The following is a 20515-nucleotide window of genomic DNA, read 5'->3' on the forward strand; positions in this document are numbered from 1 at the left end:
AAAGGCTTGCCCCAAACTTAAAAAACACTATAATGCGCGCCTTCACATAGCGGGTGCTTAGCTCAATTGGTAGAGCATCGCCCTTACAAGGCGAGGGTTATAGGTTCGAGTCCTATAGTACCCACCAATACGCGGAGTGGTAGTTCAGCTGGTTAGAATACCTGCCTGTCACGCAGGGGGTCGCGGGTTCGAGCCCCGTCCATTCCGCCATTTTTTTCTTCTTTCCTTTTTATCCATAGCCACGCGGAGTGGTAGTTCAGTCGGTTAGAATACCTGCCTGTCACGCAGGGGGTCGCGGGTTCGAGTCCCGTCCATTCCGCCAAGCATTGCATTCATCACAGCTACCATAATGGTAGTTTTTTTATGCCTGAATTTCTGTATGGCTCTCCCTGTGATACCAATCCCGGTTGTATAGTCGTTTCAAACAGGAATGAGGCAAGGCGACGAGCCGAAGACAGTACAGATAGTACGGCGCAGGTTTCCCATAAAAATTGCTACGCGATTTTTATGGGTGCCCGGTCAGGTGAGCCAACACCCTCAGAACGTGTTCATAGTCTTCGTAGCAGGACTCCCAAGAAAGCCAAAACGACCATTTGCAGACCGGTACTCAACTTACGCTCGCAGTTTGTCCAAAGCCGCCTGTTCTTTTCCAACCAGGAAAAACTGCGCTCTACTACCCATCGCCTCGGCAATACCGCAAAACGGTGCAATTCGTTTCGTTTGGCAATCCCTACCTCCGCACCCATCAACTCCCGTACCGACGAAGCGAATGCCTTACCCGTGTAACCACCGTCAGCAAGGACTTTTTGTACCGCGCCAAGATTATCCCGCTCACGTTCCAATGCCGGTAGGCAGCCTTTTCTATCCGTAACATCCGCCGTCGTCACCGCAAGGGCATGCGGCAAACCCTGCGTGTCAACCGCTATATGCCGCTTGATACCGCTCACTTTCTTGCCCGCATCGTAGCCTTTTTCCATGGCCGTATCCGTGTTCTTCACACTCTGCGCATCAATAATCAGGAAAGTGGTTGCTTCATTACGTCCCTGCTTGCGGCGCTCCGCAACCACCTGATTTTTTTAACGCTTCCTCAAGGATGCTGATGCCGTTTTCGCGGGGCTCGCTCCATCTCTGGAAGTAGGAATGAACGGTGCGCCATTTGGGAAAATCGCCCGGTAAGGCACGCCAGGAACAGCCGGTACGCTGCAGATAGAGGATGGCGCAAAAGACATCGTACAAGTCCACTTTGCGCGGTGCTGTGCGTTTACGGGCACTTTCCAAAAGAGGGAGAAGGGGGGCAAATTGTGTGCGACTGATGTCGCTTGGATAGGCTTTTCTGTTCATGCCGATAGTTTACAGCAGAGACGGATACTATGAACACGTTCTAAGGCAGCGCGTGAGTATGACAAGGAGATGTATAAGTGGCGGCATCTAGTTGAGAATTTCTTCTGTAAATTGAAAGAGTTCAAGAAGGTTGCCATGCGGGTGGAGAAGACGGATACATCCTTTTCCGCCAAATTTATCTGGCTGCCACTCATCGCCTTGCAATAATGTCAACAGTCCCTAGTCAAAGTGGCAGCTCAATGGTGCGGATATCTACTATTGCCTCATGTCCGAATTGGTCGCTCAGGCAGTAGGCGAGGATTTTTAGCGCAGTGTCATTGGCGTTTTGCAGCCCGCCATCGGCGTGGATTTTGGTGAAGTGTTCGCGCAACGGGAAATGTAGGTTGCGGCGCAGCCCTTCTTGCATGGCGGTATCGACGGTACCGGGGGCGAGGCTGACAATGCGCACGCCGCGTTCTTCGTTCGCGGCGTCGGCGGCATGGCGATCAAGCGCAGCTTTGCTCGCACCGTAGATGCTCCAGCCAGGGTAGGCTTTGCGACCAGCGCCGCTGCCGATGTGGACGATGTTGACGTTATCTGGGCGGCGTGCTTCTGCGACCACGGCGTTGCTGAGCAGGAACGGTGCGGTGATATTGAGGTTGATGGCAAGCGCAATTTGTTCGTCGTCCTGCGTGCCAAGCGGGGCAGACGGGGCGACGGTCCCGGCGTTGTTGAAGAGCCACAGGCGTCCGGCCTCTGCGCAGAAGTGACGGAAGGGGGGGCTGTGGATGAGGGCGAGCACAGCAATGGGGTTGGCGAGGTCGCACTGGATTTCCTGCAGGGTATGCGGGTAGGTGGCTGCAAGCGCAGGGTTGGTGCTGCGCGCGATGCCGAGAACGCGCGCGTCGCATTGCAGCCAGGCGGCGGCGAGGGCGGCACCGAGGCCATAGCTGTGGCCGGTGATGATGACGGTTTCGCTCATGGATGTTGTTCCTTGTGGTAATGGGCATTGGCAAGGCGGGCGTAGGCGGCGCCATCGAGGGTTTCAGGGCGCGCGGTCGGGTCAATGTCGAGTGCTGTGAGTTCGGCTGGGCTGAACCATGCGGCGAAGGTATGGCGCAGCATTTTGCGACGCTGGTTGAAGGCACGGCCAACGGTTGCGGCGAAGGTTGCTTCATCGTCGATCATCCAAGCGGGGGTGGTACGCGGCACGAGGCGGACGATGGCACTATCGACTTTCGGCGGTGGCGCAAAGGCGGCGGGCGGGATGGTGAAGAGGGCAGCGGTGTCGCACCACAGTTGTGCCATCAGGCTGAGGCGGCCGTAGTCTTTACCGCCTGGCGCAGCGGTGATGCGCTCCACAACTTCTTTTTGCAGCATGAAGTGCATATCGGCGATGTGCGCGCGCGCGGCGAGGCAGTGGAAGAGGATGGGTGAGCTGAGATTGTAAGGCAGGTTGCCGACGAGACGCCAACGTTCGGGCTGCGGCGGAATAGCGCCAAGATCCACGTCGAGGATGTCGGCATGGATGAGGTGTAACTCGCCCAGCGATGCAGCGCGGGTGGTAAGCGGAGCGATAAGGCGGGTGTCGTATTCGATGGCAGTGAGCTGTCCGGTTTCACGCAGTAGTGGCAGGGTAAGGGCGCCGAGGCCGGGGCCGATTTCGAGCAGGGCCTCGCCCGGCTGCGGATGGATGACGGCGAGGAGGCGGTCAATAACGCTGTTATCGCGCAGGAAGTGCTGGCCGAGGCGTTTGTCAGCGCGGATGGAGGTCATGATATAGCCGTGTATATTTGAGGGATGAAAATAGCGAAGGAAAAGGCTAACAGGGCAATGATTGGGCAGCCACCAGGCAGGGTCGTAGTTCGCCCAGAAGCTGATGGCCATGAAGCCGGCAGTGAAGGTCAGGGTAAATCCGGCGGTGAGAAGGATTTCGCCTATTTTGTATTGATATTGATACCGTATGAGAGCGATTTTGTTTAGGGTGGTGATAGCAAGCCAGTAAGCGACGGGGGAGATTCCAGTCAGAATAAGTGGTATTTTGGTGATTTTTATATAATAAGCTGAGAACATAGAATGTTTTTTGTATTCAGGCAAGAAGAATAAAAATCCATTTTGAGATATTTTTATGGGCTGCGTAGATATTCGTACTCGCCTGGTAAATTGTATAGGGGATCAATCTCTAATATGCGATTATAAATATGTTCGCTGGCGGAAAGAGCTTTACGCCTTTTATATATTTGGTCATTTTTCTTGCTCTCTTCTATTAAAAGTTCAAGATCTTCTAATTCTGCATCTTGCAATATTCTCAAAATAATTTCTTCAAATCGTTTGTCAGCAATATCAAAACTATAGCTTGCGCCATAGCATTTTATAGCCAGATAAATAACGGTTTTTTTCCATTCATCTGATTGTGAAATATGTGCAAGATCATCCCAAAAGTTCTCTGTATCATCAGGAAATTTGTCATGGTTTGGTTTGTCATCAATCCAGCTGCGCAAGCTGTTAATATGTTCTTTAAGGGAGCTGGCAGTAAACCATGCCAGCCAGCGGGCAGTTACATCTTTTTCAACGAATCCTTCAATAAGGGTTTTTGCATCTTCTGTTAATAAATTATAGACTTCAGGATAAAGGGAAAGGAACTTGATTAAAAGGAGTAGTATGTTGTCAGTACTTGCTGTATTACTAAAATAAGTTTTGTCAGTCTCTATCTGTCTATTAAATTCAGTACGTTTTTTATTATAAAGAATGAATAGCGCTTTGTAATTTATTTCTCTATTTTCTTCACAGTTATCATCTTCAGAGCGGAAGACAAATTTCCATAGTGATCTGAATACACCTTTTTCAGCTTCCATGCTTAATCTTGAGTAGTACTTGCTGTCCAAATAGGTTTTTAGTTTTTCAATGCTAGGAAAGAGTTCTTTGTTCTTCCTAATATCATCTACCAAGTCAGATGCAATTTTTTGTGAGCGAGATAAAAGCGGATCTTTAATAAGTAGTCCATCAAGCGTATTTCTAATTAACGCCCGTACGGTCTCTTGATTAGGTCGATGTAGCTGAAAATCTTCATTGACTACTGGGTGTGCTGAAAGATGTCTCTGTTCTTGTAAGTGGCGCAGATTTGTTTCTTCTGAAGTATTAAGGAGTTCAGTTCTTTCTGAAATTTTATTAATTAACTCTTCCTCCCATTTTGGAGACCTCTTGTTATTTTCTTGTTGAGATTTTATCTCAGCAAGTATTTTTTTTTGCTTTTGTATCATCATATCTTTCTGCAAGTTCATTTAGTTTGAATAATAAATCGCAAACAGCGACAGACCACAGCATGACCACGGCTGAACGGTAATTGCCAGAATTATAGCAACTAACTACTTCTGCAAAATAATCTTTGGTATTTTTGTTAGGAATTGATTTGGCTCGCTGTTCAATGGAGTATTCGTCAAACATATGTATTTCCTTATTTTGGTCACGAATACCCCTCCCATATAGAGGTGGGAGAGGCAGTTGTAAGCGTTAGCGGATATCAACGTAGGCTTCGCGGCGTAGCGCTTGCAGGCGCTGTTGCCAGGCTTCTTCGATGGCTTTGCTGTAAAGGCCCTGCTTGATTTGCTGGCGCATCATGTCCTCGCTTTTATTGCTTTGGCGGTGGCTGCGTACGAGCAGGATGTGGTAGCCGTAGGGGGTGCGGATGGGTTTGCTGATGCCGCCGTCAGGCAGGCTGGTGATGGCCTGGGCGAGTTCGCCGCCCAGGGACTCGCCGCTCACCCAGCCGAGGTCGCCGCCTTTGGCCGCACTCTGGCCGTCTTCGGAGTAGCGGCGCGCGAGGCTGGCGAAGTCCGCCCCGCCTTGTAGTTCGCGGTAGATGGCGTCAATGCGGTTTTTCTGGGTGGCGTCGTCGCGGCCATCGTTGGTGCGCAGCAGGATATGTGAGACGTCGGCTTCGTTCAGGGTGTAGTTTTCGCCGGCGTTGTGTTTGGCGACGACTTTTAGGAAGTGCATGCCGTCGTCGTCCACCACCGGGCTTTCGACGATGTCGCCCGCGCCGAGTTTGGCGAGCGCGCGCGCGAAGCGGGGCGGGATGGTGGCGAGGTTGAGGTTGCCGAGGTCGTTGAAGCGGGCGCCGCTGACGCGGGCGCCCGCCTGGCCGAGGTTTTGTCCGCTTTCTTGCAGGGCGCGGGCGACTTCACGGATTTTTTCGTCCACGGCGGCGGCGCGGGTTTTGGCATCGCCTGCAGGCAGCGGGATGAGCAGGTCTTGTACGTGCATGGTGCTGCCTTGTTCGCGCGCGAGTTTGGCGAGGTAGTCGTCCACTTGCTGGTCGCTGATGGTGATGTCCGCGCCGACCATGCCTTCTTTCATCTGGTCCTGGGCGAGGGTGCGGCGGATTTGTTCGCGGAAGGCTTCGCGGTCCAGGCCGGTATCTTTTTGTGCCTGGGCGTAGAGGGCTTTTTCGCTGAGGCGGTTGCGGTTCGCGATTTGCGCGATGGCGGCATTTACTTCGTCATCGCTGATGTTGAGGCCGACGCGTTTTTCGATCTGGCTGAGGATGTGGTTCATGATGACGCGCTCGAGCAGTTGCTGGCGTAGTTCGGCGTCGGGGAGGTTCAGGCCTTTGGGGACGCTGCGCCGCTCGGCTTCGATTTCTTGCGCGAGCTGGCGGCGGGTAATGGCTTCGTCGTTGACGACGAGGCCGATTTCGTCAATGGGCTGGCTTTGCGGGGTAGTGGCCGGGCCAAAGGTGAGGTTTTGTGCGCTGCTGCTCAGGGTGATGGCAGCTAGGGCGAAGGCGAGGGTCAGGGTGTGTGTGGGTTTCAAAATTCTTTCTCCTCTGCGAGTGGGGTGAAACCGTGGATTTGATCTTTGAGCATCCGTCCTGAGCGGCTGCCCATGTTGCCGAGTCCTTTCAGGACGAATTCGAGGTAGATGGCGTCGTGGGTTTTGCTGTCTGTCGGGTGGTCGCGGTAGCGTCTGCCGGCGAGGCGCCACGCCCAGCAGCAGTCGTTGTATTCGACGCCGATGATGTTGTTGAAGAGGCGGTGGTGGGTGTTGGAGTAGTCCTGGCGATAGAAGGTGCGCCATTGCGGGTTAATGCGCCATACGGTTGCGAGGGTGGTCTGGTTGTAGTCGCCACGGGTGTAGTGGTGGCTGAGGTTGATGAAGCGGTCTTGGTCAAGGCGGTAATCAAGGCTGAGGACGTCGCGTTCGTTTCGGTGGGTCTGGGTGTCCCAGAAGCTGAGGCCATAGAGCCGCCAGTGGTTGTCAATTTGGTAGAGGCCTTCGCCGACGAGGACGGACCGTCCCTGTTTGTCCACGCGGTTGTTGTTGAGCTGGACGCGGCGGTCGCGGAAGTACTGGATTTGTCCCAGCGAGAGGCGCATTTTTTCTTGTCCGTCGCGGCTTTTGTAGAAGCTGCTGCTGATGGCGGTGGTGAGCTGGTTGGCATCACCGATGCGGTCAGCACCGATGAAGCGGTTGCGCGCAAAAAGCCAGTTCCAGGAGAGGCTGCGTTCATCGCTGTCGAAGTCGGGGATGTCGCTCTGGTTTTTGTAGGGGGTGTAGAGGTAATAGAGGCGTGGTTCGAGGGTTTGTGTCCAGTCTTCGCCGCGCCAGTGGAGGTTGCGTTCGAAGTTGAGTTTGCCGTCAATGGACAGGGTCGGCAGGGTGCGGGTTTTGTGTTTGTTCGCGAAGTTCTGTTTGTCCTTGCGGCTGCCGAAGTTGTAGTAGGCGAGATTTGCGCTCGCTTTGGGCTCAAGGTAGCCGTAGGGGGCTTCGAGACGGTAGGCGACGGCGGCGTCGGCACTCAGGCGGTCGGCGTTGCCGAGGTGGTTTTTGTGGAATCGCACGGCTTCGGCGCTGAAGTCGTAGCGCCAGTTGCCGTGTTGCAGGGTGTTGTTGTAGGTGAGTTGCGGCAGGCGGGCGTAGGGCTTGTCTTTTTCGCTGACGTTGCTGTCAATGCGCTGGTATTTTTGCCCGCGCAGCATGATGTTGCCATAGCCGGTGTCGCCGTAGAGGGTGGCATGACGCTCAAGGTACCAGTCGTCATAGAGGCCGAAGTCGGTGGTGAGGTCTTCAACGTAGTCCACATCGGATACGCGTTGGTGCAAGAGGTCGGTATGCCACTCTTCGTTGAAGCGGTACTGGTGTGTGCCGCGCCAGCTCCAGCGCATGTGTTTGCTGTTTTGCCGGTCATGCGGCAGCAGGCTGGCATAAAGGGTACCTTCCTGTTTCTCGCCGAGGAAGCGGTATTCGCCTTCGGCCATGAGGCCGCGTTTGGTCATGGGGCGCAGGGTGAAGGTGGCGTCCTGGTTCGGCGCAATGTTCCAGTAGTAGGGGATGCTGGCTTCGAGGCCGCGTGCTTCGCTGCTGCCCAGTGAGGGGATTAGGAAGCCGCTTTGCCGCGCGGAGGTGATGGGGAAGGAGAAGTAGGGCAGGTAGAAGACGGGCACTTTGCCGATGCGCAGGGTCATGTCGTGGGCGATGCCGCGCTCGCGGTTGTGATCAAGCATGAGGGTGCGGGCACGCAGGTGCCAGGCGGGGTGCAGGCGGGTGCAGGTGGTCCAGGTGACGTTGTCAAAGTCGTCGCGGTTGTTTTTGCGGTCAAAGCGGGCGTTTTGTGCCGCACCGACGGCGGATTGCTGTTTGCCCCTGATGTAGTATTCGGCTTCTTCGAAGGTGGCGGTTTCGGCTTCGCTGTCGTAGCGGCCCTTGTTGCCTTCGACGGCAACCTGGCTGTTGGACAGGATGCCGCCGCGTTTGAGTTCGGCCCTGCCGTCTTCGTGCCGGTAGGTGAGCTGTGGCGCGAAGAGGTGTTTGTCACCCTGCTGCATTTCCACGGAGCCGTCGAATTGGGCGAGGGCGTAGTCGCCTTCGGAATTGTCGGCGTGGATGTGGACTTGCTTGTCATCGGGATCACCGCCCAGTTTGGTAAAGACGGCGAGCGGATCGGCGACGCATTGCAGGGTGTGCGCCGGCAGGATGGGAAGTAGCAGGGCGAGCAGGCAGAGGGTTCGGTAGGGCGACACGCGAGGCCTTCAATAATGATGGTGTGTGGAGTGGCGGCATTTTAGCAAAGCCAGTTTGCTTTGGGCTGCCCTGTTGTCTGCTATGGGCTTTTGGTAGGATACGGCGCTTTCAGTTACGGGAGATTCATATGACTGTCATCGTGCCGCGTCGCGCCCTTATCAGCGTATCAGACAAAAGCGGCGTGGCCGAATTTGCCACGCGACTCGCCGCTTGCGGGGTGGAAATCCTCTCGACCGGCGGCACGGCGCAGGCGCTGCGTGAGGCGGGGCTTGCCGTCAAGGACGTGAGCGAGCATACCGGCTTCCCGGAAATGATGGCGGGACGGGTAAAAACCCTGCATCCCGCCATTCACGGCGGCATCCTCGGCCGGCGCGGCACGGACGACGCCGTCATGCTCGAACACGGCATCGCGCCGATTGACCTCGTCGTCGTCAACCTCTACCCCTTCCGCGAGACCGTGGACAAACCCGACGTTACTCTCGAAGACGCCGTGGAAAACATTGACATCGGTGGCCCGGCGCTGGTGCGCGCGGCGGCGAAGAACTACGCCTCGGTGGGCGTCGTGGTCAGCCCCGCCGACTACCCTGAAGTCATCACCGCCATTGAGCGCGGCGCTTTTGACCTGGCACTGCGCAGCCGCCTGATGGCCAAAGCCTTTGATCATACTGCCGATTATGACCGCGCCATTGCCAACTACTTCGCGCAACAATTCGGCGTTGCAAACGACGACCTCTTCCCTACCCACTACCATGCCGACTACCAACTGCACAGCACCCTGCGCTACGGCGAAAACCCGCACCAGCGCGCTGCCTTCTACACCACGCGCAAGCCCGCCGGCTCCACACTGGCCACTGCCAAACAACTACAAGGCAAAGCGCTGTCCTACAACAACCTCGCCGATGCCGACGCCGCCCTGCAAACCGTCATCGGCTTCCAGGAACAACCCGCCTGCGTCATCGTCAAACACGCCAACCCCTGCGGCGCGGCGCTGGGCGAAAATATCCTCGCTGCCTACAACGCCGCGCACCGCTGCGACGCTACCTCGGCCTTCGGCGGCATCATCGCCTTCAACCGGGGGCTGGACGGTGAAACTGCGCGCGAAATTATCAGCCGCCAATTCGTCGAAGTCCTGCTCGCCCCCGCCTACGATGACGAAGCCCTGCACGTACTGGCGCAAAAACCCAACATCCGTGTCCTCGAAATCAAAAGCGAAGGCCACAAGGAGCGCGACTGGCAGCTCACCAGTCTGCACGGCGGCCTGCTCGTGCAAGAATGGGACAAAGGCACCCTGAACCGCGCCGACCTGCAAATCATGACCGCACGCGAACCCAGCCACGAAGAACTGCGTGACCTGCTCTTTGCCTGGCAAATCGTCAAAAGTGTCAAATCGAATGCTATCGTGCTGGCGCGCGACGGCGCGACCATCGGCATCGGTGCAGGGCAGACCAGCCGCGTCTTCGCCTCGCAAATCGCCATGCTGAAAGCCGAAAGCGAAGGTCTCAACCCGCAAGGCAGCGTGCTCGCTAGTGACGCCTTTTTCCCCTTCCGCGATGGCGTGGATGCCGCCGCCAAAGCGGGCGTACGGGCCATCATCCAGCCGGGCGGTTCCGTGCGCGACGGTGAAGTCATCGAAGCGGCGAATGAACACAATATCGCCATGATATTTACCGGCATGCGCCACTTCCGGCACTGATAACTAAAACCACGAAGCGGGCCGAAGCTCGCTTTTTTTGTGCAGTGCATAAAGCGTGCTGGAGTCTCGCTGGCGAAAGGCCATAAAAAAACCCCGCTATGGCGGGGTTTTTAGAAGATCCATGGCTGTTGCAAAAATAGTCTCGCGTTTGCGCATGGATTTCTCAGCGTAAACCTCTTTTAGCCTTTCGGAGCCATCTTCTTCATGGCTTCTTCGGAAGCTTTTTTCATCACGGCGATATCAAGATCACAGGCCTTGTAGTTTTCTTCGGTTTTTTGTTCCAGCGCCTTGATTTCTTCTTTGGGTTCGGCTTTCGGATCGGCCATTTGTTTTTCCATCAGCGCAAAGAAGCTCTCAAAGTCGGTTTTGTCGGTGACGCACTGGCAGTTGCTGTCTTTGTCCTTGCCATACACTTCGACGCAGTCTTCGGTTGCCCCTTTTTTCATTTCATCGAGGTTGGCGCGCATTTTTTCGATCAGTTTTTTGCTAAAGTCTTCCGGAGAAGGCTGTTTGCCGCTGCTTTGTGCTTCCGTCATCATTTCCTGCATGACTTCGGTAGCAATTTTTTCTCCGAGTTTTTGCGAGGTTTTGCCACTGACTGCTTGTGCGGAGGCGGTCATGGTTATACCTGCTAGCAGGAGGCCTACGAGGGCACTTTTCATCAATACTTTCATGGATTTTCCTTGATTTGTTTAAAGAAGGGAGATGTTTCGTGACGAAACGCGCGGATTGTAAGGGATTTGCCGCAACCGGGCCTTATTTTTCCGTAATCGCCAGGGCCGCGCGCGGTGGTGAGATGTTGCGGAACCAGGCATTGACGAGCTGGGCAGCGTCGCTGTCGAATTGTAGCGCAGTATGCGTGGTGTGCAGGCGGTGGTAGGCTGCTGCTGCGGGCAATTCGGTTTCGGCGACGGCAACGGTGCCGTCATTCGGTTCATCGGCGGCAAAGAGGCGCAGGGTGCTGCCGATGCCGAAGCTTTTGGTGCCGGCAATGCTGAGTAGCGGGATGGCGGGGTCCCAGGGCGGGGCGTTGCCGTCCAGCCCCGCTTCCCAGCAATGACCGAGGATGCTGCGCCGCCAGCCGCGTGCGCGGAAATAGGCGCCGACTTTGCTGCCGAGGTGCGGGGTGCCGAGGGTGACGACGCGGCCGTGCGCGAGTCCCTCCGGCCATGTGGCCAGCAGATGGCGCAGGTAGAGGCCGCCCAGGCTGTGCCCGACGGCGTAGAGCGGGGCGTCAGCGGCGAAATCCTGGATAAGCGGCAGGTGGCGGGCGACGCTGTCATGCAGGGTTTGCCGCCGGGTCGGGTAGGTCAGCGCAAGGCAGATGTAGCCTTGCCGCCGCAGTCGCGTCGCCAGCGGCATCATCATGGTGGCCCGCATGAACAGGCCGTGGACGAGCAGGATTTTGGGACTGGGTACGGTCATGGTGCCTCCGGTGGGTGGAAAACGTGGAAAACCGTCATGTCAGGGCGCAGACGGCTGGCGCGAGCCGGGCAGCGGCAGGGCGACCGCCTGCATGCCTTCTTCTTTGCGTTCGGGGTGGCGGCGGAAATGCAGTTGTCCGTTTTCCAGACGATAGTCTTGCGGCAGTGGTGCCGCTGGGTCGCGCAGGATGGCAAGCGCGTGCAGGTAGTGGTTTGTGTTGAGGAGGGTGGCCTGGTAGTCGTGCTTATCCGGTTCGCTCAACCGGCACAGGGGGTTGAGCGGCGAGCAGTAACGTGGCCAGATGTCGCGCTGCGGCAGGCGCAATTCGTCTCGCTCAATGGCGGTCAGGATTTCCGGCGCGCAGTATTTCGCTTTCTCGTATAGATTTTGGGTCAGTATCTGCCGTGCAAAGGACAGCGAGATTTGGTCATCAATGCTTTTCACCTCTGCCTGCCATGTCGCCAAATCTTTCTCCATCGGCTGCTGAAAACCCAGCCATTCGCCATACATCAGCGGGCAGAGGGCGAGTTCTTGCGGCGGCAGCGTTTGCAGTTCGTCACACAGCGCCGACCACGGCGCCTCCGGCGGCAGTTCGGCACGCATCTGTGCCAGCAGGGTGACGTCGCGCTCAATCAGGCGCGCGGCGATGACACTGCCAAGCAAGGAGCCGCGACTGTGTATCAGCCGCCGCCCGAGGGCGAGGTCGCGGCAGAGACCGCGTTGCGCCGCCTCAACCTCGCCGCTGACAAAGCGGTAGGCATGCAGGTTTCTCGCCCGCAGCAGAATCTGAAACGACGGCATTTCCGCATTGAAATCGTATTGTTCGCGGCGCGGGCGGAAATAATCGTATTGCAGCAGGTTATCCAGCGCTGCTTCCCGCTGCCGCATGGCTGCCGCAATCGCCGGATACTCCGCCTGATGTGCGCGCACGAAAGCGAGGCAATCGGTTTCCTCACGTGAGCAGAGAAGTTCACTCCCCGCCCTTTCTGCCTTGCTCATGGACGGGCGCAGAAACAGCGCCTGGTAGCCGTTTTTGCCGTGCATTTCCTCCTGCGCCGCTTGCAGTTGGGCGATGAGCGTGGCATCGGGCTGCGTGTCGGGCCAGTAGAGGGTGAAGAAAAAGGTGGCGACCAGAAAGGATTTCAGCATGACTATGATGGTTTCCTCGTGGTGGTTATCTGCCCGCAGTGTACGCGCAATGATCATGTCAATGCGGGTTTATCCGCGTGAATGACCGTTAATGTCGGCGGTCAGGGGCAGTCGCTATCATGCCCGCCGACTTAATCAACACGGAGACAATCCCATGAAAAAAAGCAATTTAGGCCTTTTGGCGGGCGCAGCGGCGCTCCTGATCGCCGGCTGTGAATCGGGTGCGGGTCTGCTCGCCAACAACCAGTCCGCCGCAATGGGTACCGCCATCGGCGCCCTCGCCGGTGGCGTCCTCGGTCACCAGATTAACGACGACAATGGCCGCTATGTCGGCGCTGTCGCCGGTGCCCTTGCCGGCGCCGCCATCGGTAACTACATGGACCGCCAGCAGCAGCAACTGCAACAGCAGGTCGCCAACAGCGGCGTGCAGGTCAACCGCGTCAACGAAAGCACCATCCAGCTGAATATCCAAAGCGAAGTGCTCTTCGACACTGATCAGTCTGTTATCAAGCCGAACTTCTACCAACCGCTCGGCAGCATCGCGCAAACCCTGCAACAGTACCCGGAAACCATCGTCCACGTGTACGGCTTCACCGATGGCAGCGGCAGTCCGCAGCACAATATGCAGCTCTCGCAACGTCGCGCCCAGTCCGTTGCCCAGTACCTCTCGCAGCAAGGTATCAACTCGCAGCGCTTCGTGGTGCAAGGCTATGGTGAACAATACGCCACGGCGGAAAAGAACCCGCAAGACCGTCGCGTTGCCATCTACATCAAGGCTATTGATCAGGCCAACCCGCAGGCCGCTTATCAGCCGGTCTTCTGAGGCTGCCTCTCGTAAAAAACCGCCGCAAGGCGGTTTTTTTATTGCCTGCCGTTTTTGTATATGCCCCGCCAAGCGGCGTTAATGCTGGGTCTGCCAAGTAGTGTCAATACTGGCTTATTGTGCAGACGGACTTCTGTCCGCATCATGAACACAAAGAGAAGGCTTTGCGGCGGGCTGAAGCCCGCCCTACGACCACTAAGCGGCGTCAATACTGGGTCCGCCGAGCAGCGTTAATACCGGGCTCACCGCAATGGCTTAGTCTGCGGGATAGGGAAAGCCAGGCAGGAAGTGTTCGCGGATGTCCAGCGGGTAGCCGTCGAGGGCGAGGACGGTTTGGCGCGCGTAGCTGTCGCTTGTGCTGTCGTAGCGCCAGCGCAGGTTGAGGCGGGTTGGCTGTTGTGCGTAGAGCCACAGGCCGATGGGTCGGTTGCCGCTGTTTTGCAGTGGGGCGGCAGCGTGGCTGAGGGTAGCGCGCGGGATGCGGGTTTGTGCGTATATCCAGGGGATGCCGTCGCCGTTCAGCCAGACTTCGCGCAGCCAGTGGTCATCGCTCGTCCAGCCTTCGTGGGCGATGGTTACGTCAAGACGGGTGCAATGCTGTTGCAGTTTGCGGGTGAGGGAACCCTCGTGCAGCAGCCAGTCGCGCACGGCGGACGGTGGCAGGATGCAGGCATCGTGCCAGTCGGGGTGTTGCAGGATGCGGTGACTTTCGGCGGGGGTCATGTTTCGTCCATGAAGGCAGTGAGGGCGGCAGCGAGGCCGCCGGGGTTTTCCCAGGACATGGCGTGTCCGGCAGCGGGGATGATGGCGGTTGGGATATGTGCCGCGCGGATGCGTTCGTAGTCGGCATCGGGCAGGGTATTTGCGCCGACGAGGAAGGTTTTGCGTTGTGGCAGGGCGCTCAAGCGGGTCAGCCAGTCCGGTTCAACGCCGTCTATCAGGCTGCGCGCACTGCGCCACACCGCCCACGGTGCGCTACTGCGCAGGCTGCCTGCCCACGGGCTGGTTTCTTGAGCGATCAGGGCGGCGTGCCCGTGCGCGATGTAGTCTTCTTCGCGGTATGCGGCGATGGCGCGGCTGTAGGTGCCGCCGCCCGCTGTCAGGTTGCATTCGCTGACGATGAGGCCGCGCAGACGGTTGCCAAGGTGGGCGGCGGCTTCGATGGCGATGCTGCCGCCCATGCTGTGGCCGTATAGGTAGAGGTCGTGCAGGCCAAGATGGTCAACGAGTTCGAGGATGGTGCGGGCATGGGCCGTGGTTGTGTAGGAAAAGTCGCGTGGGCGCTCGCTGTAGCCGCTGCCAGCGAGGTCAAGCAGGATGGCGTGGCGGCCAGCAAAGGCGGGGTCGGCGGCAACACGCGGGTACTCGTAGCTGCCGGCACAGCCGAGGCCATGCACGAAGAGGCAGGCTGGGGTGTGGCCGGGAAAGTCGTGATAGAAGAGGTGGCAGCGGGCGCTGGGGGAAGTGAAGGTTTGCATGGTTATTCTCCGGTACGCGGTCGCAGGTAAGTGGCGAAGCGGGGCGTGCCTTTTTTGGTATAGCCCCGGTAGCGGTAGGTGATGGTGCTGCCGATGGCGGGCGGGTTTTCGCGCTCGGCGTCGCTAAAGCCTGAGCCGATGCGGAATTTGCCGTGGGCATTTTCGCAGGTGAGCGCGCCGAGGCGGTGGGCGTTGCGGCCTGTGCCCGTATGGTGGGCGATGACGGTGCATTCGGCGTCATGTGCGCTTTTGTGTTTGAGTAGGTATGGGCTGCGGCCACCATGGTAGGGGCGGGCAGGGTTGCGCAGCATGACGCCTTCGCCGCCTGCTGCCTCAATATGGTGCAGGGCGGCATCCACTTGTGCCGGATCGCGGATGGGGATTTGCGGGATGAGGCGGATGCGCGCTTGCGGGTGGTCTTTCAGCCAGCCATGCAGGGTGGCGAGGCGCTGGTAGAGGGTGCCGGATGCTTGTGGTACGTCGAAGACGTGCAGATAGATGCCCGTCCAGTCGCCGTCGGCACGGCGCACGCTGCCGGAGATGTGCTCGAATGCGCCGCGTACGCTGTACAGTTCGCCGTCCAGTGGCCAAGGCGGGTAGTCGGTGAGGAAGCCGGTGGGCGGACGGAAGGGATGGCCGGCGCGGCTGATGAGTTGGTGGCCGTCCCAATAGGCGCGCACACCATCGAGTTTTTCGCTCATCGCCCAGCCGCGCACGTCCTGCCCGCTATATTCGCCGGCGAGGATGAGGTCGGGTATGGCGGCGTGGGTGATGGTGCTGATGAGAAGCAGGATGAGGAGTCGGGCAGGGCGGAGCATAGGTATTGTGAGTTCAAGCGGTGATGCCGGATTGTACAGAGTTTGCCGTCCGGCGATTGTCAGGTGGCACCCGGCGCATCAGATATACATTGGTGGCAGGCTGATAACGTCTTCCGCCAGATACCATTTTTGCGGGTATTGGCTGATGATGATGCCTTTGTGGATACGGATATCGGTCAGGTTGTTGCGCAAGATGGCAAAGGCGGCAGCCATTTTTTTGTTCGGGCCAGCCGTGGTTTTGATTTCCAGCGGATAGAGGGTTTGGTTGTGTTCGATGATGAGGTCGATTTCTTTCTGGTTAGTGTCACGGTAGTAGTAAAGCGGCAGTTCCAGGCCGTTATTGCGGAAGGTTTTGATGATTTCGCTGACGATAAAGGTTTCAAAGAATTGCCCGCTTTTGGCGCCTTGCGCAATGGTTTCCGGCGTCAGCCAGCGGCTGAGCCAGGCCATAAGGCCGGTGTTCAGCAGGTAGAGTTTCGGTGTTTTGATGGCGCGTTTCAGATGGTTGTGGCTGTATGGCGGCAGCAGGTAGATGATGTTGGCAGCCTGCAAGATGGTGAGCCAGCGCTTGGCGGTATCTGCCGAGATGCCCGCATCCTGGGCGAGGTTAGTGTAGTTGAGCAGTTCGCCACTGCGCGCCGCGACTGCCGCCATGAAGCGGGTGAAATCGCTACCGGCGCCGATATTGGCGAGTTGGCGCACGTCGCGTTCAATGTAGGTGGCGACGTAGGAGGCGTAGTAGATGTCCCAGTCGGTTTCTTGTTCGTAGAGGCGCGGCATATCGCCTCTGTGGATGTGCTGCCAGATGTCATCGTAGGGGGCGAGCATGGTCTCACGGGCGGTGAGGTAGTCGTCGTCCGGGATAAAGGGCCGGTAAAAGTCGATATGACGGATCTCGCGTTGCGATAATCCCGTGAGCTGCAAGATGGCGATTCTGCCGGCGAGGCTCTCGCTGACGTTTTGCATGAGGGGAAAGGTTTGCGAGCCGGATAGCATGTACTGCCCGTTTTGTTTTTGTTTGTCTATTTCCAGTTTCAGCAGGGGGAATAATTCCGGCGCATATTGCACTTCGTTGAGGATGAGATTGCCTGTGTTGTTCAGGAAGAAAAGGCGCGGGTCGCCCTGCGCCTGGGTGAGCAGTAGCGGATCGTCCAGGGTCAGGTAGCGGTAATCGGCGCCGATGTGCTGCAACAAGGTGGATTTGCCGACCTGACGCGCGCCGCTGAGCAGCAGGGCAGGGAATTGTCGGCGGATGCGTTGCAGTAAGGGCTGGATGTGGCGGGGGATGTACATGGAATTCTTGGCTATTTCCTAGTTTATTCCACGACGCAGTGCGGAATTAAACTGGATTTTAGCAGGGATAGGTATCCAATGGATGGCTGTTTTGGAAGGGCATGGCCACCAAGCGAAATAAATGCCGGGCTTGTCAAGCGGCGTATTTAATGGGCCCGCCAAGCGGGATAATTGCTGGCTTCAGGCGGTATTCGTACAAAAAAAGCAGGCAACGCTTGCTTGGGGCTGAAGCCCGCATATGATCGGGCGAGCGGTTATTTGACGTTCTTCATCGACTGGAAGAATTCTTCGTTGGTCTTGGTGTTTTTCAGGCGTTCCAGCAGGAATTCGCTGGCTTGCAGTTCGTCCATCGGATGCAGGATTTTGCGCAGTATCCAGGTTTTTTGCAGCACGTCGGGCTCGATCATGAGTTCTTCGCGGCGGGTGCCGGACGGGTTGATGTCAATCGCCGGGAAGATGCGTTTTTCGGCAATACGGCGGTTCAGGTGCACTTCCATGTTGCCCGTGCCTTTGAATTCTTCGTAGATGACTTCGTCCATTTTCGAGCCGGTATCCACCAGCGCTGTTGCAATGATGGTGAGCGAGCCGGCTTCTTCGGTGTTGCGCGCTGCGCCAAAGAAGCGTTTCGGGCGCTGCAGGGCGTTCGCGTCCACGCCGCCGGTGAGGATTTTGCCGGAGGCCGGGGCGATGGTGTTGTAGGCTCGGGCGAGGCGGGTGATGGAGTCGCAGAGGATGACGACGTCTTTTTTGTGCTCAACCAGGCGCTTGGCCTTTTCGATAACCATTTCCGAGACCTGGACATGGCGCTGCGCCGGTTCGTCGAAGGTGGAGGAGATGACTTCGCCGCGCACGCTGCGCTGCATTTCGGTGACTTCTTCCGGGCGTTCGTCGATGAGCAGGACGATGAGATAGCACTCAGGGTGGTTGTGGGTGATGGATTGGGCGATGTTTTGCAGCATCACGGTTTTGCCCGCTTTCGGCGGCGAGACGATGAGGCCGCGCTGGCCTTTGCCGATGGGGGCGATGAGGTCGATCATGCGCGGGGTGATGTCTTCGCTGCTGCCGTTGCCGATTTCGAGTTTGAGCATTTCGTCAGCATGCAGCGGGGTGAGGTTTTCAAAGGGGACTTTGTGTCGCGCTGCGCCGCGTTCGTCGTAGTTAATGGTGTCGATTTTGGTGAGGGCGAAGTAGCGTTCGTTGTCTTTCGGTGGGCGGATTTTGCCGCTGATGGTGTCACCGGTGCGCAGGTTGCAGCGGCGGATGAGATTGGGCGAGACGTAGATGTCGTCGGGGTTGGCCTGGTAGGAGTTGACTTCGGCGCGCAGAAAGCCGTAGCCGTCCGGGATGAGTTCGAGGGTACCGTCGCCGGTGATTTCTTCGCCACTTTTGGCGTGCGCTTTGAGGATGCTGAAGATGAGGTCTTGTTTGCGTTTGCGGGAGATGTCGTCTAATCCCATGGATTCGGCGAGCGCGAGAATTTCCTGGGAACTTTTTTGTTTGAGATCGCTGAGGTTCATTGATGTTTGTATGCGGTAATGAATGCCCCCGCGTACAGCGGGGGCAATTGGGATTAGATGTGGTGTTTGACGAAGGCGAGCAGAGCCTCTTTATCTGCCAGTCCGATGTGGGAATCCACCAGTGCGCCGCCCTTGAAGAGAAGCAGGGTAGGGATAGAGCGGATGCCGTAGCGTGCGGACAGGTCGTTGTTTTCGTCCACGTTGATCTTGACGATTTTCAGCTGACCGTTAGTCTCGGTGGCCAGTGCGTCCAGTTCGGGGGCGATCATTTTGCACGGTCCGCACCATTCGGCCCAGAAATCAACGAGCACAGGGATGGTTGAGTCCAATACTTCTGCCTGAAAGTTGGCTTCACCAACAGCAATGGCATTACTCATGGGGTGTCTCCGGTATGGGTGTAGTAAGGATGCCCCCCTCCCGCTTGCGCGAAGCGCGGTGATGTGAATGGTGGGAGGGGATATAGAAGAACCGCGCGGTTGCGCGGTTTGAAGCGGCGCGCAGTATAAGCGCGGGGCAGGCAAAGTTCAACAGCCGTACTGCTGCCGGTAATCCTGCATCGCGGGCAGGTAAGCGGTGAGGCGCGGATCGTTGCCGACAAATTGCAGCAGGTCATCGAGGGTGACGACGGATGTCGTGGTGAGGTTTTCATCTTGCGCGAGACGCGACAGGGCCGAGCCGCCACCGTCCACCGTTTCCTGACGGTCAAGGGCGACGATAACCGCCACGGGTTGTGCCTGGGCAGCGCGCAATACGGCGAGCGATTCGCGGATGGCGGTGCCGGCGGTTAAGACATCATCCAGTATCAAGACACGTTTATCGGCAAGCGGTGCGCCGACGAGCGAGCCGCCCTCGCCGTGGTCTTTCGCTTCCTTGCGGTTGAACGCCCACGGCAGCGACAGGCCATGTTCGGCGAAGAGCACCACCGCCACCGCCGCGACCAGCGGGATACCTTTATAAGCCGGGCCGTAGAGCACGTCGAAAGCCACCCCTTCTTCCCGCAGGCGCAGAATGGCCGCTGCATAAGCCTGCGCTAACACGGTGAGCGCCTCGCCGTCGCAAAACGCGCCCGCGTTGAAAAAATACGGGCTTTTCCGTCCCGATTTCAGGGTAAATTCACCGAAGCGCAATGCCTCAGCGGCAAGCGCCGAGGCCAAAAATCTTTTTTGATATACTGCCAGCATCTAGCACCTCAAAGCCTAAAAAACATGTATAAAATCATAACCTTCAATGCCAACGGCATCCGTTCGGCAGCTCGCAAGGGATTCTTCCGCTGGCTGGCCGGACAGGACGCCGATGCCGTCTGCATTCAGGAAACCAAAGCGCAGGAAGACCAGCTCAAGGACGACCCCATGTACTATCCGCTCGCGCACAATTACTATCACGACGCGGAAAAGAAGGGATACAGCGGCGTCGCATTGTACCTGAAACACCCGCCGCAGACGGTGCGCCACGGCATCGGCTGGACGGAAATCGATTGCGAAGGGCGCTACCTCGAAGCGGTGTACTCCACGCACAGCATCATCAGCCTTTACATGCATTCCGGCACCAGCGGCGACGAACGCCAGCAGAAAAAAGAAGCCTTCATGGCCAAATTCGCACCGTGGCTGCAAGCGCGGGCGCAGGCGGGCGAACGCCTCATCCTCTGCGGCGACATCAACATCGCCCACACCGAAAAAGACCTGAAAAACTGGAAAGGCAACCTGAAAAACAGCGGCTTCCTGCCGCAGGAACGCCAGTGGCTGACCGACCTCTTCGCTGGCGGTTACCGCGACGCCTTCCGCCTCGTCAACAACGAAGAACACCAGTACACCTGGTGGAGCCAGCGTGGCAACGCCCGTGCCAACAACGTCGGCTGGCGCATTGACTACCACATCATCAGCGCCAACCTCGCCAGCCTGGTAGAAAGCGCCAGCATCTACACCGCCGAACCCTTTTCCGATCACGCACCGCTGACCATTACCTACCGCGATCTCGCCTGA

General features: G+C 57.5%; 20 protein-coding genes, 3 tRNA genes and 2 pseudogenes. 7 read left to right on the top strand and 18 right to left on the bottom strand.

The genetic code is table 11. The features are described 5' to 3' along the window. Positions 1-51: 51 nt before the first annotated feature. The 3 genes from DY250_RS03560 (at position 52) to DY250_RS03570 (ending at position 322) form a co-directional block, all read left to right on the top strand. Positions 52-127 (top strand) — tRNA-Val (locus DY250_RS03560). Positions 128-133: 6 nt separating this feature from the next. Continuing rightward, positions 134-210: transfer RNA gene (locus DY250_RS03565), tRNA-Asp, on the top strand. 35 nt (positions 211-245) lie between these two features. Next, positions 246-322 (top strand) — tRNA-Asp (locus tag DY250_RS03570). Positions 323-548: 226 nt separating this feature from the next. On the opposite strand, the gene DY250_RS03575 is transcribed toward DY250_RS03570, so the two are convergent. Further along, a protein-coding gene (locus tag DY250_RS03575; protein ID WP_425455463.1) for an IS5 family transposase occupies positions 549-1341 on the bottom strand; the annotation gives its coding sequence in 2 pieces (ribosomal slippage) (positions 549-1071 and positions 1070-1341; 795 coding nt in all). A 39-nt stretch (positions 1342-1380) separates the two neighbouring features. Between DY250_RS03575 and DY250_RS03580 the strand changes: the two are divergent. Continuing rightward, a pseudogene (locus tag DY250_RS03580) lies at positions 1381-1548 on the top strand (IS5/IS1182 family transposase); the annotation flags it as partial. Positions 1549-1564: 16 nt separating this feature from the next. On the opposite strand, the gene DY250_RS03585 reads toward DY250_RS03580, so the two are convergent. The 7 genes and pseudogenes from DY250_RS03585 to DY250_RS03605 form a co-directional block, all read right to left on the bottom strand. Next, positions 1565-2302 (bottom strand): SDR family NAD(P)-dependent oxidoreductase, encoded by a 738-nt coding sequence (locus DY250_RS03585; RefSeq protein ID WP_115610949.1) that lies wholly within the window; start codon positions 2300-2302, stop codon positions 1565-1567. Continuing rightward, on the bottom strand, positions 2299-3096 hold the full coding sequence (gene rsmA, locus DY250_RS03590) for a 16S rRNA (adenine(1518)-N(6)/adenine(1519)-N(6))-dimethyltransferase RsmA (protein ID WP_115612756.1): 798 nt from the start codon (positions 3094-3096) through the stop codon (positions 2299-2301). The genes DY250_RS03585 and rsmA overlap by 4 nt, the downstream gene beginning before the upstream one ends. A 66-nt stretch (positions 3097-3162) precedes the next feature. Beyond that, a pseudogene (locus DY250_RS14850) lies at positions 3163-3393 on the bottom strand (DUF5360 family protein); the annotation flags it as partial. 53 nt (positions 3394-3446) lie between these two features. Then, a complete protein-coding gene (locus tag DY250_RS03595) occupies positions 3447-4583 on the bottom strand; it encodes a hypothetical protein (protein ID WP_147293442.1) in 1137 nt (378 codons plus the stop codon). Next, positions 4549-4764: a hypothetical protein gene (locus tag DY250_RS13605; RefSeq protein WP_147293443.1), complete on the bottom strand. Its 216-nt coding sequence runs from the start codon at positions 4762-4764 to the stop codon at positions 4549-4551. Before DY250_RS13605 ends, DY250_RS03595 begins: the two co-directional genes overlap by 35 nt. A 66-nt stretch (positions 4765-4830) precedes the next feature. Then, positions 4831-6132, bottom strand: coding sequence for a peptidylprolyl isomerase (locus tag DY250_RS03600; RefSeq protein WP_245951015.1), 1302 nt, complete (start codon positions 6130-6132; stop codon positions 4831-4833). Continuing rightward, on the bottom strand, positions 6129-8339 hold the full coding sequence (locus DY250_RS03605; protein WP_115610951.1) for an LPS-assembly protein LptD: 2211 nt from the start codon (positions 8337-8339) through the stop codon (positions 6129-6131). The genes DY250_RS03600 and DY250_RS03605 overlap by 4 nt, the downstream gene beginning before the upstream one ends. Before the next feature lie 128 nt (positions 8340-8467). Here DY250_RS03605 and purH point away from each other — a divergent pair, with 128 nt between their 5' ends. Further along, complete coding sequence (gene purH, locus DY250_RS03610) at positions 8468-10033, top strand: bifunctional phosphoribosylaminoimidazolecarboxamide formyltransferase/IMP cyclohydrolase (protein ID WP_172542176.1); 1566 nt, start codon at positions 8468-8470, stop codon at positions 10031-10033. A gap of 179 nt (positions 10034-10212) precedes the next feature. On the opposite strand, the gene DY250_RS03615 is transcribed toward purH, so the two are convergent. The 3 genes from DY250_RS03615 to DY250_RS03625 form a co-directional block, all read right to left on the bottom strand. Continuing rightward, a complete protein-coding gene (locus DY250_RS03615; RefSeq protein WP_115610952.1) occupies positions 10213-10707 on the bottom strand; it encodes a hypothetical protein in 495 nt (164 codons plus the stop codon). A gap of 82 nt (positions 10708-10789) precedes the next feature. After that, the gene (locus DY250_RS03620; protein WP_115610953.1) at positions 10790-11458 is read right to left on the bottom strand and encodes an esterase/lipase family protein; all 669 of its coding nucleotides are present in this window, start codon (positions 11456-11458) and stop codon (positions 10790-10792) included. Between the two features lie 39 nt (positions 11459-11497). Then, entirely contained in the window at positions 11498-12607 is a 1110-nt protein-coding gene (locus DY250_RS03625) for a hypothetical protein (protein WP_147293444.1), read from the bottom strand. 154 nt (positions 12608-12761) lie between these two features. Here DY250_RS03625 and DY250_RS03630 point away from each other — a divergent pair, with 154 nt between their 5' ends. After that, positions 12762-13430, top strand: coding sequence for a YiaD family glycine zipper/OmpA-like lipoprotein (locus DY250_RS03630; protein ID WP_006984947.1), 669 nt, complete (start codon positions 12762-12764; stop codon positions 13428-13430). Between the two features lie 255 nt (positions 13431-13685). Here the strand turns inward: DY250_RS03630 and DY250_RS03635 are convergent, their stop codons facing one another. The 7 genes from DY250_RS03635 to pyrE all read right to left on the bottom strand — a co-directional run bounded on the left by DY250_RS03635 (position 13686) and on the right by pyrE (position 19714). Beyond that, positions 13686-14153, bottom strand: a complete 468-nt coding sequence (locus tag DY250_RS03635) for a chorismate--pyruvate lyase family protein (RefSeq protein WP_115610955.1) — start codon at positions 14151-14153, stop codon at positions 13686-13688. Further along, positions 14150-14908 (bottom strand): alpha/beta fold hydrolase, encoded by a 759-nt coding sequence (locus DY250_RS03640; RefSeq protein ID WP_172542178.1) that lies wholly within the window; start codon positions 14906-14908, stop codon positions 14150-14152. The genes DY250_RS03635 and DY250_RS03640 overlap by 4 nt, the downstream gene beginning before the upstream one ends. A gap of 2 nt (positions 14909-14910) precedes the next feature. After that, entirely contained in the window at positions 14911-15726 is an 816-nt protein-coding gene (locus DY250_RS03645; RefSeq protein WP_115610956.1) for a DNA ligase, read from the bottom strand. Between the two features lie 78 nt (positions 15727-15804). After that, positions 15805-17019: an ATP-binding protein gene (locus DY250_RS03650; RefSeq protein ID WP_115610957.1), complete on the bottom strand. Its 1215-nt coding sequence runs from the start codon at positions 17017-17019 to the stop codon at positions 15805-15807. A gap of 254 nt (positions 17020-17273) precedes the next feature. Next, positions 17274-18536 (bottom strand): transcription termination factor Rho, encoded by a 1263-nt coding sequence (gene rho / locus DY250_RS03655; RefSeq protein WP_115610958.1) that lies wholly within the window; start codon positions 18534-18536, stop codon positions 17274-17276. A 53-nt stretch (positions 18537-18589) separates the two neighbouring features. Then, positions 18590-18913 (bottom strand): thioredoxin, encoded by a 324-nt coding sequence (trxA, locus tag DY250_RS03660; protein WP_115610959.1) that lies wholly within the window; start codon positions 18911-18913, stop codon positions 18590-18592. 147 nt (positions 18914-19060) lie between these two features. Then, entirely contained in the window at positions 19061-19714 is a 654-nt protein-coding gene (pyrE, locus tag DY250_RS03665; protein WP_115612760.1) for an orotate phosphoribosyltransferase, read from the bottom strand. Between the two features lie 27 nt (positions 19715-19741). On the opposite strand from pyrE, the gene DY250_RS03670 reads away from it, so the two are divergent. After that, positions 19742-20515 carry an exodeoxyribonuclease III gene (locus DY250_RS03670; RefSeq protein ID WP_115610960.1) on the top strand — a complete coding sequence of 258 codons (774 nt, stop codon included), beginning with the start codon at positions 19742-19744 and terminating at the stop codon, positions 20513-20515.

Source organism: Cardiobacterium valvarum (genome assembly GCF_900460955.1).
Classification (GTDB): domain Bacteria; phylum Pseudomonadota; class Gammaproteobacteria; order Cardiobacteriales; family Cardiobacteriaceae; genus Cardiobacterium; species Cardiobacterium valvarum.